This window comes from Streptomyces sp. T028, assembly GCF_048159505.1.
GTDB lineage: Bacteria > Actinomycetota > Actinomycetes > Streptomycetales > Streptomycetaceae > Streptomyces.
Genome location: NZ_JBLRVZ010000050.1, coordinates 78,571 through 93,227 on the forward strand (window position 1 = coordinate 78,571; position 14,657 = coordinate 93,227).

Genomic DNA, 14,657 nt, shown 5'->3' on the forward strand with positions numbered 1-14,657 from the left:
GGGTGGGCGCGGCGGCACCCCGCGAGCGCGGGTAAGCGGAACCCACCCCCGGCCGGCACCGGCGCCGGCACCGGCACAGCTCGGCTACCGCAACCCCGCCCGCTCGCGTTCGTCCCCCGTCAGCGGCGGCCCGCCGAGCGCCGGCTTCAGCGGCCCCACCGCGGCGGCCAGCAACACGGACGGCGTCAGCAGCACCTCCGCCCCCCGCTCCAACGACGTCACGTCCGTCACCCGCCGGGCGATCCGTCCGTTCCCGGTCGCCGTCAGCATCAGCCGCCCCACGTACGCCGACAGCACCCGGTCCCGCACCGTGGGCCCGCCCTCCGTCGCCCCCGGGTAGAACACGTCCTGCCCGACCGCGAGGTCCCACGCCGCCCCCGCCGGCCGCGCCACCGCCCGCTGGACCCGCCGCGCCAGCCCGGCCGCCCCCCACCCGTACCGCCGCACCACGTCCCGCAGCAGCACCGCGCTCTGCGCGGCGACGGCGAGACCATGCCCGTAGAGCGGGTTGAACGCGGCGAGCGCGTCCCCGAGCACCGCGAAGTTCTCCGGCCACACCGGCATCCGCTCGTAGAAATGCCGCCGATTGAGCGTGGCCCGCGTGTACGACACGTCGGTCAGCGGCTCGGCCCGCTCCAGCAGTTCCCCGATGATCGGATGCCGCAGCTCCTCCCGGGCGAACCGGACGAAGTCCCCGGCGTCGGCGGACGGTTCACCGCCGCGCGTACCGTTGAGGGTGACGATCCAGCGCCCGTCCTCGATGGGCAGCAGGAAGCCGGCCCGCCCGGGACGCCGGTCCCGCGGATCCGGCTGCACGTTCACGATCGGGTATCCGGACCGCGCCCGCTCGGGCGCGAGATACAACCGGCTCGCGTACGCCAGCCCGGAGTCGACCTCGCGCCGCTCCACCTCGGGCAGCCCCAGCTCCGTCAGCCACCGCGACGCCCGCGAGCCACGCCCGGTGGCGTCCACGACCAGCCCGGCCCGCACCACCCGTACGCCGTCGCCGTCGCCGTCCCGCTCCTGCTCCCGGCTGCGGACCCGCACCCCGGTGACCGCCCCCGCCGTGCCCTCCAGCCCCAGCACCTCCGTGCCGTCGAGCAGTTCGACCCGCTCGTCCGCGAGGACCCGCGCCCGGACCGTCGCGTCCAGCAGGTCCCGCCCGGCGAGGATCACGTGGTGCGACTCGGGCCAGCGCCGGAACCAGCCGCGCGCCCCCATGACGACCATGTCCGTGGTGACCGGATGCCGGCGCGCCCCGGCCGCCCACAGCGCCTCCGTGGCGCCCGGCAGCAGCTCCGTGAGCGCCCGCACCCCGCCCGACCACAGCATGTGGGCGTGGCGCGCCTGCGGCAGCCCCTTGCGGGGTGCGGGACCGTCGGGCAGCACGTCGCGCTCGACGACGACGACCCGCTCGGCGAGACCGGCCAGCGCGGCCGCCGCGAGCATCCCGGCATGGGATCCCCCCAGGACTACGGCGGTTCTGGCGGGGGTGGGATCTTCAGTCATGCGCGGACATGCTCTCTGCCGGGGCGGACCGCGAGCTCACGGACCGCGTCGATGTCATCGGGATACCGGAGAACCTCGGACACGGCCTGGATCTCCCGCAACAGATAAGTCGTATCCGGCCCGGAACCCCCGCCCGAGCCCGCCGCCCCGGACCCGCCCGAGCCCGACAGCCCCGAGGAGTCGGAGCCGGCCGACGCCCCGGAACCCCGGGCCGAGCCCGAGCCGACCGCCGAACGGGACACTCCGGGCGCACCCGCAGACCCGGCCCCGCCGGAAGGGCCGGACGAGGCGGCCACGTCAGAGGCGGCCGAACGAGCCGACGGACCGCCAGAGCCGGACCCCCCGCCCCGCCCGCCCACCGCACCCGCCCCCACAGAGCCCCCCGAGCCCGTGTTCCCGGTCACCGCGCCCGCCAGCCTCGGCCCCGCGCCCTCCAGCCTCGGCCCCGCGCCCCGTGCGCCGGCGACCGCGCCCCCCAGCCCGCTGCCCCCGGCCCCCGCTCCGGCGTCCCCGATCCGTGCGGCGGCGGCACCCGCGGCTCCGGCCGGCTCCGTCGACTCCCCCCGCCCCCGGGCCGCGACCGCCTCCTGGATCGTCACCGCTGCCGCCAGTGCCTGGGCGCGGCCGCGTTCGAAGCCGAGGGCGACCGCGGCGTCGTAGGAACGTACCCGCAGGTCGTCGTCGAGGTGGCGGGAGAGCTGGAGGACGGCGTCGCGGATGAAGGTCTCGCGACGGATCAGACGGAGTTCGGGGGTGGCCCGCAGGGCGAGGGGCTCGCGCGTGCCGACGACCGAGCGCATCAGCCGGGCCAGCGGCCTCAGACCGCGGTGCAGCCGGCGGACCCGCCAGCGTTCCTGGAGGTACTGGCCGGCGTGCGGGACGATGAAGCCGACCGCGACCAGGGTGGCCGCGACGCACGCGGCCGACGGCGCGATGTTGGTGTTCAGCCAGTCCAGGTCGTGCCCGGTCCAGCGGGCCACCACGGCGGTCAGCTTGGCCGCGCTGAACACCAGGTTCGTCACATACCCGGCCCCCAGGAAGCGCAGCCCCCAGCGCAGCCAGGCGTCGAGGCCCTCGGTGCGGCTCCAGTTCCAGATCAGCCCGGCGGTGACCGAGCAGGCCACCGTGTGCGCGAGCAGATAGAGCAGGATCTCCTCACGCATGAAGGGCGTGCCCGCGTAGTACGTGTCCAGGTCCCGGATCCGCTCCACGGGCACGTCGGCGAGCGCGAACAGCACCCACAGCGCGACCACGACCCCCGCGTACACGGAGACCACCCACCGGGTGGCCCGCCGGGTCTGGGCCGAGCGCTCGGTGAGGTTGTTGCGCCAGGCGATGACCAGCAGCAGCCAGGACGCGGAGAGCGCGGTGAGCAGGGAGTACACCCAGGGCGCCGCGATGTTGGGGACTCCGGTGACCCGGTTGGTCCAGGCGATCGTCTTCGGGGCGGCGAACACGAACACCGCGCAGGCGAACAGCAGCAGTCCGCCGACCGCCCGCAGCAACGGGTCCCGCCACAGCTTGAGGATGCTGGGCAGCTTGATCGCCAGGGCGGCGCCCAGCACCACTGTGGGCAGCCAGAAGGAGATGTACAGGCCGTGGATCACCGGGCCGCGCCCCCGCGCCCGCGGTAGCCCAGCGTCCGCTGCACCGGCGAGGTCTCCCCGCCGACCGCGGTGCCGGCCCCGTCCCCGGCCCCGTCCTCGCGGAGATAGCGCCGGAAGCGGGCCGCGAGCCGGTGGCCGAAGTCGTCGGCCTCGGCCTCGTCGGCCTCCCGGGAGCCGTTGCGGGCGGCCACCGTCAGCGCGACGGACTCCCAGCCGCGCCGTCCGGCGAGGGCCCCCGCCGCGTGCCGGCCGACGCCGTGATGGTGGTGCCGGTGCCCGGCGTGCAGATGCCACAGCTCATGGCCGAGGATGACCAGCTGCTGTACCGCCTCGGCCCGCTCCTCCACGATGACGAGGTCGAAGTCGCGGAACTCCACCCACAGCCCGGTCACCCCGATCTCGTCGGGGAACCGTTCGAACCGCAGCTTCACGGGGCGTCCGCCGCGCCGTGCGGCCATCGCCTCGCAGAGCGCCCGGGACACCTCCCGCACGCCGGCCGGCCGCCGGGGCCGGGCCCGCAGCGCGGCGGAGAGCTCGCCGGTCAGTTCGCGCATGGCCGGTCCGGTCCTCGGGCGCCGCAGCGCGGAGGCGATCCGGGCCGCCCTCCCGCGCGCGCCCGCGATGTCCATCAGGTCCCGCCCCCTTCTCACCGCCGTACGGCACCCGCCCGGCGCCTTCCGGCCGCGGCTTCGAGCCTACGCGGCTGGTTGTGTCCGCGTCACGAAAAGAATCGACGGGAGCGGGACAAGAGGCTGCGGGGGCAGGGGCCAGGAGGCTGCGAGGGCGAGGGGCGGAAAAGCGCGACCGGGATAGAAAGCGCTATCAGACTTCGTGTCGAAACCATTGACGCGCAAGCGCATCGATTTTACGGTCGCGTTCGAAGTTACGGGCAATATCCGAAATGCCGAACGACGCTGATGTGATGGAACCGACCGGACGACAGGGGCAAGGTATGGCACAACCTCGCCTGAACCGCAGGCAACTCCTCACCGCCGCCGGCGGCGCGGTGGTCGCGGGCAGCTTCGGCTTCGCCGCCCTCGGTACCGGCGCCGACGCGCTCGCGGCGGGCAGCCGCACCCGCGTCCGCTACTGGAACCTCTTCCAGGGCGGCGACGGCGCCAACCAGGTCGCGATGGTGGACGCCTTCCGCAAGGAACACCCGGACATCGCGGTCAAGGACGCCACCCTCACCTGGGGCGGACGGTACTACACCAAGCTCGCCATGGCAGCGGCCGGCAACCGGGCCCCCGAGCTCGCCGTCATGCACCAGGGCCGCATCCCCGGCTTCGCCCCGGGCCGCCTCCTGGACCCCTGGGACGTCGACCTCCTCGCCAGGCACGGCGTACGGGAGGCCGACTTCAACCCGGTCCTGTGGCAGCGCGGCATCGTGGACGGCAGGCTGTACGCCCTCCCGCTGGACATCCACGTCCAGCTCAGCTTCTACCGCAAGGACGTCTGCGAGAAGGCGGGCCTCCTCGACGCCGACGGCCGCCTGCCCACCGTCACCTCGCAGGACGACTGGTTCGCCGTACTCAAGGCGGCCAAGGGGCGGCTGAAGGACGGACAGCAGACCCTCGGTCTGCACGCCAACGACCAGAATTTCTGCTGGTGGTTCTTCGTCGCCTTCTACCAGCAGCTCGGCGGCACCTACTTCACCGACGACCGGACCGACGTCACCTTCGACACCGGCAAGGCCACCGAGGTCCTGGAGTTCTTCCGCAAACACGTCACCGACGGCTATGTCACGGTCGGCGAGGCCGACGCCGAGGCCTTCCTCGACGGCCGCTACTACTACCTCTTCGCGAGCTACGACCAGTGCTGCGCGGGCGTGAACTCCACGTACAGGATCAGGGTGGGGAGAGCGACTTCGGTGACGGGCCCGTACCTGGACAGCACCGGCAAGTCCCTGCTGGAGGGAGGCGGCGACCTCCTGCTGGCGGGCCACGGCAGAGACGTGGGCACCGGCGGAGAGTCGATCTTCAAGGACAGGGGCAGAGATGTCCTGGCGTACCACTACTACGACGCAGAGGACGATGGCACCCCGAAGCTGGGGCTGAACACCCTCACCTGGACAAGAGACGGCTGGCCCAACGTCCCTTAGGGGCGCGGGGAACTGCGCGAGCAACCACAACGAACCCGCACCCGCCGACGAACAAGAACCACCCACCTCGAAAGGCGCACCTTGCGATCCGCACGCTTCACCCTCGACCCCGCCTTCACCATAGGCGAAGTCAACCCCCGTATCTTCGGCTCCTTCGTCGAACACCTGGGCCGCTGCGTCTACACCGGCATCTTCGAACCGGACCACCCCACAGCGGACAAGGAAGGCCTCCGCCAGGACGTCCTCGACCTCGTCCGCGAACTCGGCGTCACCGCCATCCGCTACCCCGGCGGCAACTTCGTCTCCGGCTACAAGTGGGAGGACTCCGTCGGCCCGAAGGAGGACCGCCCCCGTCGTCTCGACCTCGCCTGGCGCTCCACGGAGACCAACCGCTTCGGCCTCTCCGAGTACATCGACTTCCTCCGTAAGGTTGGCTCCCAGTCGGAGCCGATGATGGCGGTGAACCTCGGCACCCGCGGCGTCGCCGAGGCCCTGGAACTCCAGGAGTACGCCAACCACCCCTCCGGCACCGCCCTGTCCGACCTCCGTGTCGCGCACGGAGACAAGGACCCCTTCGGCATCAACCTCTGGTGCCTCGGCAACGAGATGGACGGCCCCTGGCAGACCGGCCACAAGACGGCCCAGGAGTACGGCCGCCTCGCCGCCGAGACGGCCCGGGCGATGCGCCAGCTGGACCCGAAGGTCGAACTCGTCGTCTGCGGCTCCTCCAGCCAGTCCATGCCCACGTTCGCCGAGTGGGAGGCGACGGTCCTCGCCGAGACGTACGACCTCGTCGACTACATCTCCCTGCACGCCTATTACCAGCCCGAGAACGGCGACGTCGACTCGTTCCTGGCCTCCGCCGTCGACATGGAGTCCTTCATCGAGAACGTGGTCGCCACCGCCGACCACGTGGGCGCGAGGCTCAAGTCCAAGAAGAAGATCAACCTCTCCTTCGACGAGTGGAACGTCTGGTACATCTCGAAGTGGCACGAGATCGAGAACTCCGGCGCGCGGGACTGGGCGGAGGCCCCCCGTCTCCTGGAGGACAACTACAGCGTCACCGACGCCGTCGTCTTCGGCTCGCTCCTCATCGCCCTGCTGCGGCACGCGGACCGCGTCACGGTCGCCTGCCTCGCCCAGCTGGTGAACGTCATCGCCCCGATCATGACCGAGCCCGGTGGCCCGGCCTGGCGGCAGACGACGTTCTTCCCGTTCGCCCAGGCCGCCCGCCACGGCCGGGGCCAGGTGCTCGACGTACGGGTGGACTCGCCGACGTACGAGACGAAGAAGTACGGCGAGACCGATCTGCTGCACGCCACGGCGGTCCGGGCGGAGGACGGCACGGTCACCGTCTTCGCCGTCAACCGCGGCCGCACCGGGGCACTGCCCCTCGAAGTGGCCCTGAACGGGCTCGACCTGACGTCGGTCGTCGAGCACAGCGCGCTCGCGGACGCCGACCCGGACGCCCGCAACACCCTCGACGCGCCGGAGCGGGTGACTCCGCACACCGTCGAGGGCACGGCACTGCGGGACGGCACCCTCACCGCCGTACTGGAACCGCTGTCCTGGAACGTGATCCGGCTGGCCTGAGTCTCACCGGAAGGCGCGTCACAATGTCCGCATGAGGATCTCGGCACGGGCGGACTACGCGGTACGGGCGGTACTGGAGCTCGCCGTACGGCAGGGCGGTGACCCGGTGAAGGCGGAGACGGTCGCCGCCGCGCAGGACATTCCGCACAAGTTTCTGGAAGGGATCCTCGGCGACCTCCGCCGGGCCGGTGTGGTCGACAGCCGGCGCGGCGGAGGGGGCGGCTACCGCCTGGCCCGCGACGCCGCGTCGATCACCGTCGCGGACGTGATCAGGGCGGTGGACGGCCCGATCGTCTCCGTACGGGGCGAACGCCCCACTTCTCTCACCTACACGGGTTCCGCGCAGCCCCTGCTCCCGCTGTGGATCGCGCTGCGGGCGAACGTGCGCCGGATCCTGGAGGGCGTCACGGTCGCGGACATCGCGGCGGACGCGCTGCCGGAGCCGGTGAAGGACCTGGCGGCGGAACCGGCCGCCTGGGAGAACCCCTAGGTTTCACACGCTGCTCTCAGGTTGGCCCCCTACCCTCGCGTCCCGTTGATCCCCACTTAACCCGTGGGGAATGCAGGGAACGAAGAAGCAGGGAACAAGGGGACGGTATCCAGGATGCGCACGCTCGTACTGCTCGCCCTCGCGGGCCTCGGCGCCCAGCTCGTGGACGGCAGCCTCGGCATGGCCTACGGCGTGACCTCGACCACGCTGCTGCTGGCCATGGGCACCAACCCGGCCGCCGCCTCGGCCACGGTCCATCTCGCGGAGATCGGTACGACGCTGATGTCCGGAGCCTCGCACTGGCGGTTCGGGAACGTCGACTGGAAGGTCGTCGCGCGGATCGGCGTACCGGGGGCGGTGGGCTCGTTCCTGGGCGCGACCGTCCTGTCGTGGCTGTCCACCGAGGTGGCCGCGCCGGTGATGTCCCTGATCCTGCTGGGTCTCGGCCTGTACGTCATGTCCCGTTTCACGTTCCGGGGGCTGCCGAAGGACCGGCTGGGCAAGCCGCTGCGCCGCCGCTTCCTGACCCCGCTCGGTCTGGTCGCCGGATTCCTGGACGCGACCGGTGGGGGCGGCTGGGGCCCGGTCGGCACTCCGGCGCTGCTGGCCAGCGGCCGGATGGAGCCCCGCAAGGTGATCGGCTCGGTCGACACGAGCGAGTTCCTGGTGGCGCTCGCGGCCAGTCTCGGCTTTCTGCTCTCGCTCGGCTCGCAGGGCCTGAAGTGGCCCTGGGTGCTGGCCTTCCTGCTGGGCGGCATGGTCGCGGCGCCCCTCGCCGCCTGGCTGGTCCGGCTGCTCCCGCCGCGTGTCCTCGGCTCGGCGGTCGGCGGCGTCATCATCGTCACGAACGTCCGTACGCTCCTGAGGAGCGACTGGCTGGCGGCCCCCGCCTCGGTGAGCACGCCGGTCTACGTCGTCCTGTACGCGGCGTGGGCGGGTGCCCTCGCCTACTCGATCCGGGCGCACCTGAAGGAGAAGGCGGCCGAGTTGCCCGTCGCGGAACGCCAGCCGGCGGCGGCCTGAGGAAGGACCGCCGCCGGGCTTGCTCGATGCTTTCTCGACAAGAGGGCAGCTTCACCGAGAAGCCGAGAAGGCCCGCCGTTCCGCCGCGGCCCCGACCAGTGCGTGGCTGGCTGCGGGCCGCGGCGGGGGTGGGTGGGCACCGCCCTGGGGGTCAGGCGGAGTTGACGCCCACGGTGAGAGTGGCCTTGTAGCCGTCGGAGACGCTGGAGCCGAGGGCGGTCAGGGTCAGCAGGCCCGAGGAGGCGCCTCCGTCGTCGTAGATGCTGTCGTCGGCGAGGGCGGTCTCCTTGGTGGTGTTCGCGGAGTACGGCGAGGTCGCCTGGATCTCCTCGTTGATGTCCGGGTCGAAGAACAGCTGACCGGTGTGGATGATGTCGCCGCCGGTGTACGAGTCGTCGGTGAGCGTCACGTCCGTGTGCACTCGCATATGGACGTGCACCGCGCGGGAGACGTAGTGGCCGGGCCAGATCGAGGTGATGCTGCACTGGCCGTTCTCGTCGGTCATCTGACCGCCGCGCAGGAAGGTGCCGTTGTCCTCCTCCTGGTGGCCGTTGCCGCCGACGAAGCCGGAGTACTCGCCGAGGGCGTCGCAGTGCCAGATCTCCACGAGGGCGTCCGCGAGCGGCTCGCAGTCGTTGGCCTGGTCGACGACGGTGAAGGTGTACTGGACCTCGAAGCCCTCCTTGTCCTCCCGGATGTCCTCGCGGACGAGGGCGCCTTCCAGGGAGTACGGACCCTCCGTGACCTCGGCGTTCAGGGTGCAGACGGCGGTGGTGGAGGAGGTGGAGGTGTCGGCGTCGGCCGCGGCGGCCGAGGAGTCGGACTCACTGCTGCTGGTGTCGGCCGAGGCGATTCCGGCGATCGCCAGTCCGCCGGCCGCGGCGACCGCGCTGCCGCCGATCAGAACGCGGCGGCGCTTCATGCTCTTGTCGAGCCGGTGCTTGCCCGGCTGCTGGTTGTCGTTGTTGTCGAGGATCTCGTTGTGCTCGGTGTTTCCCGTCATGCGGAAGAAATTAGGAGCCCAGCTGAGGAAATCCTTAATGTGCGGCTGTGAAGGACCTGGGGATGCAACGCCCAACTGCCCCCCAATGCAAGAGAGTTCGGACATTAGGTCGCTTGCGGACCCGGCGTCGTTGTGAACGGGCCGGGGTGAATGGCCGGAGTTCGACCTGTCCGTGCCCCAGGGGTCTCCCTACGATTCCATCGCCGCGGTGCTTCACAGAAAACACACAGGTTCTCCACGCTTCAACGAAGAGGAGAGACCCCCCATGGCAAGTGGACTGCTCCTGGGTGGCGCCGTCGCCGCCCTCGTCACCGCGGCGGTGCCCGCGCACCAGCCGGGCGGGTTCGTCGACCCACCCCCGGACAAGATCGTCATCGATGTCGCCACGGTCAACGGCTCCGGCTGTCGCCCCGGTTCGGCGGCCGTCGCCGTCTCCGAGGACAACACGGCCTTCACCGTGACCTACAGCGAGTACCTCGCCCAGGTCGGCGGCAACTCCGACCCGACCGCGTTCCGCAAGAACTGCCAGCTCAGCCTGATCGTCCATGTCCCGCAGGGCTTCACGTACGCCATCGCCCAGGCGGACTACCGCGGCTTCGCCTCGCTCCAGTCCGGGGCGAACGCCGTGCAGCGGGCCTCGTACTACTTCCAGGGCTCGTCGCAGACGGTGTTCAAGAACCACACCTTCAACGGCGCGCTGAACGACAACTGGCAGGCGACCGACGTCACCGACTGGGCGAACCTGGTCTACGCGCCCTGCGGAGTCCAGCGCAACTTCAACATCAACACCGAGTTGCGCGTCAACGCGGGCACGTCCTCGCCGTCCAGGGTCAGCTTCATGACGATGGACTCGACCGACGGCGACATCAACACCGTCTACCACATGGCCTGGAAGGAGTGCCCCGCCAAGTGAGCCAACCCTGACTCTCGGGTCACCTCCCCGCGTGGGCCACGAAGTCGGCCCACGCGGTGGGGGAGAGGGCTAGCTGGGGGCCGGTCTTGTCCTTGGAGTCGCGGACGTGGACCCGGTCGGGGCAGGTGGCGATCTCTACGCAGTCACCGTCGCCGCCGCTGCTGTAGCTGGACTTGCCCCAGGTGAGTGCGACCTCGACACAGTCGTCCCCGGAGCCGCTGCTGTAGCTGCTCTTGAACCAGGCCAGTTCGGAGGTGTTCATAGGTCTCCTCGCATCTGTTTCAGGAGGCTCACCGAGTCCTGGAAGGTGAGAGCCTGTGAACGCATCCTGGCATACCGGTTCTGGAGCAGGCTGATCACTTTCGGGTCGAAGATGAACTGCCCGCTCGCTTGGCCCTCGCTGTACGCGTACCACTTGTGCTCGGGGGTTTCCAGCAAGCGGATGGGTCCGTGCAGCCCAGCATGTGATTCCTGGACCAACGGCATGATCTGGATCTCGACGTTCCGCAACTCCGGGATCTTCAGCAGGTGGTCGATGGATTCACGCGTGACCTGCACTCCGCCGGTCTGACGTAGCAACACGTGCTGCTCGATGATGAAGCTGAAGGTGGTGTTCGGCCGCTCCATGAGCAGCCGCTGACGCTCGGCTCGTGCTGCCCAGTTGGCCTCGATCTCCTCGCCGGTCAGCAGCGGTAGTTCGTCCATGAACAACTGCCGCGCGTACGCCTCCGTCTGCAATAGGCCCGGGATCATCCTGGACTCGTAGGTGAGGAGCGTGATTGCCTCCTTCTCCAGTCGAGCCCACCGACGAAACCAGGACGCCAGTCCCGGTTGCCTCTCCAAAAACCCCGACGCCCGCCTCAACGCCCCCGTGTTCCCCAGTGCCGTCTCCGCCGCCTCCACGAAGTCCTCGTCCGGCATTCGCCTCCCCAACTCCACGGATGCCACCGTGTGTTTGGAGAAGCCCACCACGTCGCCGAGTTCCTCCCTGCTCAGCCCGTGATGCTCCCGCAGGCCCTGGCGGTCGAGTAGGAGCCATGCAGAGAGTGCAGTTTGGTGTCACATGATTTGACACCCGGGTTGAGCGGGTTGTTCGCTGTGCCGTGTGGATGAGGTGAGTGACCCGCGGGTGGGGTTCCTGCGTTCGGATATGGAGCGGTTCTGTCAGCAACTGGACGGGCTGGCGCCGGCGTTGCGGATGCGGCTGCTGGAGGAGCTGCGGGGTGTGTTGGTGGGGGTGTTGGACGAGGCGCGGGTGGAGGCGATGGCGGCGGCTTCGGATGAGGGGTGGGGGCTGCGGCGGATCGGTACGTTCTGCGGGATCTCGCACGAGCAGGTACGGCGGCTGCTGGCCGAGCGGCAGGCCCAGGGCGGCCCGCCGGTCAGTTGACGGCGGTCTCTCGCGTGATCCGTAGGGGGCGGAGCTTGCCGGCGGCGAGTTCGGGTGAAAGCCGGAAGTGGTAGCGGCCGATCATGCGGATGTGGTCGTGGCCGAGCGGGGAGAGGCGGGCGAGGTCGGCGTCGGAGACGTGGTGGCCCTCGGCGCGGAGCTGGTTGACGGCCTGCTGGAGATACACCGAGTTCCACAGAACGCAGGCGTTCAGGACGAGTCCCAGTGCTGATAGCTGATCTTCCTGCCCCTCTTTGTACTTCTGTCGTAGTTCGCCTTTCTGTCCGTAGAAGATGCGGCGGGCGAGTTCGTGGCGGGACTCCTGCCGGTTGAGCTGGGTGTTGATCTTCCGGCGGAAGAGTTCGCTGTGGTAGTAGCGGGCGAGGAAGGCGGAGCGGTCCAGGCGGCCGATCTGTATGACGGCACGGCCGAGCGGGCTGGGGCGGCCCTGGCCGGCGAGGACGGGCAGGATCTGGGAGGCGCGGACGGTGCCTTCGCGCAGGGAGCCCGCCAGACGCAGTAGGTCGTCCCAGTTGTCGGTGATGGTCTGCTTGCGGATGCGGCCGGTGGTGAGTGGGTTGAGGGGGCCGTAGTCGGCTGCGGGGTCGGCGCGGTAGAGCAGGGTGTGTCCGGCGTCCGCGAGGCGTGGGGAGAACTGGTAGCCGAGGAGCCGGAACAGTCCGAAGATCATTTCGGAGGCGCCTGCGGTGTCGGTGGCGATCTCGGTGGGGTTCAGGCTGGTGGGCTGGTCGAGGATGCCGTCGAGCAGGTAGAGGCTGTCGCGGCGGGTGCCGGGGATGACGATGTGGTTGAAGCCGCTGTACTGGTCGGAGAGGTAGTTGTAGAGGGTGATGCCGCGGGCGGCGAAGTACTTCGGGTTGGGCCCGGAGTTGAGGACCCGCAGCGGGGTGGCGAAGCGCAGGCCGTCGGCGGAGGCGAGTTCGCCGCCGCCCCAGTGCCCGACGATCGGCAAGGTGGACTGGTGGTCGACCAGGACCGCGTTCGCGAGGCGCAAGGTCTCGGCACGCAGGTAGTTCTGCTCGGCCCAGAACATCTGGTCGCGGGAGCGGCCCGGCTCGTCCTCGGAGACCATCGCCTGGATCCCTATATTGCACGCCTCGGCCACGAGAACCGCCGCGAGGGAGACGATGAGATGTTCGGCGCGGCTGCCGGCCTCGGAGACGTGGTGGAAGTGGTTGAGGAACCCGGTCCAGGCGTGGACTTCGAGGAGAAGCTCCGGGAGGTCGACGGTGGGGATACGGGCGTCGACGGCGTCGCGCAGGGTGGTGAGGCTGGCGGGTTCGGTGAGCTTGTCCAGGCCGGTGAGGACGAGGTGGTCGCGCAGTCTGCCGCTCTCGGTGCGCTGCTCGATGCGGACGTGCGGGTTGTCGGCGAGGCCTGCGGCCAGGCGCCGGTAGTCGTCGTCGAGTTCGCTGCACCAGCGGTCCAGGTCGGTGCCGGGCTGTGCGGACAGGCCGAGGCTGCGGCACACCCGGGTGCGGGCGTTCTCCCAGGCGGCGCCGGTGAGCAGGGCTGTGCGGGGGTCGCCCCACTTGTCCAGGCCGGGTACGAACACGTCGTGGCGGCGTAGAGCGCCGCGCAGGGTTTCGGCGGTGCCGACGATCCAGGCGTGCTTGTCGACGCCGCCCGCGTGCTCGCCCTCGGCGGGGAACGCCTTCGTCTGCCAGGTGGGGCCGAGATGCTGGACGGGGACGGAGGGGAACAGCTCGCTCTGGCGGCTCCTGGCCAGGGTCCGCTCCAGCTTCGGCAGGAACGCAAGCGCCTCCATCAGGGGGCCTGCCTCTTCGAGGCCTTCCAGGCCGAGGTGTTTGGCCAGGCGCCGCAGGGGCTGGTTGACGGTGCGGTAGCGGGCGGTCAGTTCGGCGGCGATGGTCTCGGCCTCGGGGCGGGCGAGTTCACCGACGGTCCGGGCGGCCTGGTGCATGGCGGTGATGTCGAGCAGGTCGAAGCCGGATCGGACGTCGCCCTCGGGGTCGGCGGCGGCGTGGGCGAGGGTGATCCATGCCTCGCGCAGCATCAGGGCGGCGGAGTCGAGGTCGCCCATGGTGCGCAGGCGCTGCTTGGCGGCCAGGTGCGCGGAGGTGCGGGCCAGGTCGGACATCAGCATGTCGAAGACCTCGATCGCCTCGTCCGCCGCGCGGGTGCGCATCGCGGCGGCGAACGCCACCAGGGTGGCCGTCCGGCGCGGCTCGGCGAGGTCGGCGACCGCCTTCGCACGTACCTGGGAGGCGTAGCGGGACAGGGCGGTCAGGCGGCCGGCGGGAACGGCGGACAGGTCCCAGCCGGCGCCGCCGAGCTTGTCGAGTTCGACGAACCGGCCGATGGCCTTGACGGCGCCGGGGCCACTGATGTCGCGCGGGGAGCGCCGCAGCCGGTCCAGCCGGGAGGTGCGGCGGCTGTCCTCGACCGGCAGCAGCGCACTCAGGGCGGCCCGCTGGGCAGCATCCGGCTGGGCGGCCAGCATGCGCCAGGTCCTGCGGTTGGTGCGCTCCCGTACAGAGGAGACGAGGCGTTCGAGGACGGTGGCACCGGGCAGCAGCACCCCGTGCTCGACAAGGTGCAGGGTGGCGAGGTCGAACAGCGCGATCGGGCGCTCGCTGCCCGACCAGCAGCGGTCCCACAGCCAGCGGGTCAGCCTCCACCAGGCCTCGCCCTTGAAGTCGGTGTAGCCGTAGGCGTCTTTGATGGCGTTCTGGTGGTCGAAGCGGGTGCGTTCCCTGCCGTAGCCGGCCAGCGCGGACGTCGGGTAGCCGAGCTGCTCGGCGACGTAGGCGACGACCTCGCCAGGCGTGTCTTCGGGGTTGTCCAGGAAGGTGCCCAGGAACCGCACGGTGCCCAGCTGGAGCGCGTAGCCGAGCTGCGAGCGCGCGCCCCGGCAGGCCGTCGCCCGCCGCCGCGCGGCACGGTCCAGGAGGAAGTAGCCGGCCAGCTGCCCCTCGTCCGGAACAGCCCTGAACGTGCCGTAGCCGCGGCGCTGTCCGTCGGTCAGAAACGCCACCGGGCCCTG

At 70.7% G+C, this 14,657-nt stretch carries 11 protein-coding genes and 2 pseudogenes; 6 read left to right on the forward strand and 7 right to left on the reverse strand.

The window, feature by feature from the left end; all coding sequences use genetic code 11:
* Positions 1-84 precede the first annotated feature (84 nt).
* From ACLZN2_RS39730 to ACLZN2_RS39740, 3 genes and pseudogenes are all read right to left on the reverse strand, one after another.
* The gene (locus ACLZN2_RS39730) at positions 85-1,509 is read right to left on the reverse strand and encodes an NAD(P)/FAD-dependent oxidoreductase (protein ID WP_416984478.1); all 1,425 of its coding nucleotides are present in this window, start codon (positions 1,507-1,509) and stop codon (positions 85-87) included.
* A 539-nt stretch (positions 1,510-2,048) separates the two neighbouring features.
* Positions 2,049-3,116, reverse strand: a pseudogene (locus tag ACLZN2_RS39735) (MAB_1171c family putative transporter); the annotation flags it as partial.
* Positions 3,113-3,745: a toxin-antitoxin system, toxin component family protein gene (locus tag ACLZN2_RS39740; protein WP_416984480.1), complete on the reverse strand. Its 633-nt coding sequence runs from the start codon at positions 3,743-3,745 to the stop codon at positions 3,113-3,115. The pseudogene ACLZN2_RS39735 and the gene ACLZN2_RS39740, both read right to left, overlap by 4 nt.
* Before the next feature lie 323 nt (positions 3,746-4,068).
* On the opposite strand from ACLZN2_RS39740, the gene ACLZN2_RS39745 reads away from it, so the two are divergent.
* The 4 genes from ACLZN2_RS39745 to ACLZN2_RS39760 all read left to right on the forward strand — a co-directional run bounded on the left by ACLZN2_RS39745 (position 4,069) and on the right by ACLZN2_RS39760 (position 8,323).
* Complete coding sequence (locus ACLZN2_RS39745) at positions 4,069-5,217, forward strand: extracellular solute-binding protein (RefSeq protein ID WP_416984482.1); 1,149 nt, start codon at positions 4,069-4,071, stop codon at positions 5,215-5,217.
* An 81-nt stretch (positions 5,218-5,298) separates the two neighbouring features.
* Positions 5,299-6,810 carry an alpha-N-arabinofuranosidase gene (locus ACLZN2_RS39750; protein ID WP_416984483.1) on the forward strand — a complete coding sequence of 504 codons (1,512 nt, stop codon included), beginning with the start codon at positions 5,299-5,301 and terminating at the stop codon, positions 6,808-6,810.
* Between the two features lie 31 nt (positions 6,811-6,841).
* Positions 6,842-7,300 (forward strand): RrF2 family transcriptional regulator, encoded by a 459-nt coding sequence (locus ACLZN2_RS39755; protein ID WP_416984484.1) that lies wholly within the window; start codon positions 6,842-6,844, stop codon positions 7,298-7,300.
* A gap of 114 nt (positions 7,301-7,414) precedes the next feature.
* The gene (locus ACLZN2_RS39760) at positions 7,415-8,323 is read left to right on the forward strand and encodes a sulfite exporter TauE/SafE family protein (protein ID WP_416984485.1); all 909 of its coding nucleotides are present in this window, start codon (positions 7,415-7,417) and stop codon (positions 8,321-8,323) included.
* Positions 8,324-8,474: 151 nt separating this feature from the next.
* Here ACLZN2_RS39760 and ACLZN2_RS39765 read toward each other — a convergent pair whose 3' ends face one another.
* Positions 8,475-9,326, reverse strand: a complete 852-nt coding sequence (locus ACLZN2_RS39765; RefSeq protein WP_416984486.1) for an intradiol ring-cleavage dioxygenase — start codon at positions 9,324-9,326, stop codon at positions 8,475-8,477.
* 265 nt (positions 9,327-9,591) lie between these two features.
* On the opposite strand from ACLZN2_RS39765, the gene ACLZN2_RS39770 reads away from it, so the two are divergent.
* Positions 9,592-10,239 (forward strand): DUF4360 domain-containing protein, encoded by a 648-nt coding sequence (locus tag ACLZN2_RS39770; RefSeq protein ID WP_416984487.1) that lies wholly within the window; start codon positions 9,592-9,594, stop codon positions 10,237-10,239.
* A gap of 19 nt (positions 10,240-10,258) precedes the next feature.
* Here the strand turns inward: ACLZN2_RS39770 and ACLZN2_RS39775 are convergent, their stop codons facing one another.
* Both ACLZN2_RS39775 and ACLZN2_RS39780 read right to left on the reverse strand, forming a co-directional pair.
* Positions 10,259-10,501: a DUF397 domain-containing protein gene (locus tag ACLZN2_RS39775; RefSeq protein WP_416984488.1), complete on the reverse strand. Its 243-nt coding sequence runs from the start codon at positions 10,499-10,501 to the stop codon at positions 10,259-10,261.
* Positions 10,498-11,259 (reverse strand): annotated as a pseudogene (locus ACLZN2_RS39780) (helix-turn-helix domain-containing protein); the annotation flags it as partial. The pseudogene ACLZN2_RS39780 and the gene ACLZN2_RS39775, both read right to left, overlap by 4 nt.
* 85 nt (positions 11,260-11,344) lie before the next feature.
* Here ACLZN2_RS39780 and ACLZN2_RS39785 point away from each other — a divergent pair.
* Positions 11,345-11,629 (forward strand): hypothetical protein, encoded by a 285-nt coding sequence (locus ACLZN2_RS39785; RefSeq protein WP_416984489.1) that lies wholly within the window; start codon positions 11,345-11,347, stop codon positions 11,627-11,629.
* On the opposite strand, the gene ACLZN2_RS39790 is transcribed toward ACLZN2_RS39785, so the two are convergent.
* Entirely contained in the window at positions 11,622-14,648 is a 3,027-nt protein-coding gene (locus ACLZN2_RS39790; RefSeq protein WP_416984490.1) for a Tn3 family transposase, read from the reverse strand. The two genes, ACLZN2_RS39785 and ACLZN2_RS39790, sit on opposite strands and share 8 nt — an antisense overlap.
* Positions 14,649-14,657 lie beyond the last annotated feature (9 nt).

What these genes read in the sequence shown, in the direction of transcription:
- ACLZN2_RS39745 (WP_416984482.1), top strand. Translation starts at nt 4,069, where the DNA reads ATGGCACAACCTCGCCTGAACCGCAGGCAACTCCTCACCGCCGCCGGC.
- ACLZN2_RS39770 (WP_416984487.1), top strand. Translation starts at nt 9,592, where the DNA reads ATGGCAAGTGGACTGCTCCTGGGTGGCGCCGTCGCCGCCCTCGTCACC.
- ACLZN2_RS39765 (WP_416984486.1), bottom strand. Translation starts at nt 9,326, where the DNA reads ATGACGGGAAACACCGAGCACAACGAGATCCTCGACAACAACGACAAC.
- ACLZN2_RS39755 (WP_416984484.1), top strand. Translation starts at nt 6,842, where the DNA reads ATGAGGATCTCGGCACGGGCGGACTACGCGGTACGGGCGGTACTGGAG.
- ACLZN2_RS39730 (WP_416984478.1), bottom strand. Translation starts at nt 1,509, where the DNA reads ATGACTGAAGATCCCACCCCCGCCAGAACCGCCGTAGTCCTGGGGGGA.
- ACLZN2_RS39740 (WP_416984480.1), bottom strand. Translation starts at nt 3,745, where the DNA reads ATGGACATCGCGGGCGCGCGCGGGAGGGCGGCCCGGATCGCCTCCGCG.
- ACLZN2_RS39760 (WP_416984485.1), top strand. Translation starts at nt 7,415, where the DNA reads ATGCGCACGCTCGTACTGCTCGCCCTCGCGGGCCTCGGCGCCCAGCTC.
- ACLZN2_RS39775 (WP_416984488.1), bottom strand. Translation starts at nt 10,501, where the DNA reads ATGAACACCTCCGAACTGGCCTGGTTCAAGAGCAGCTACAGCAGCGGC.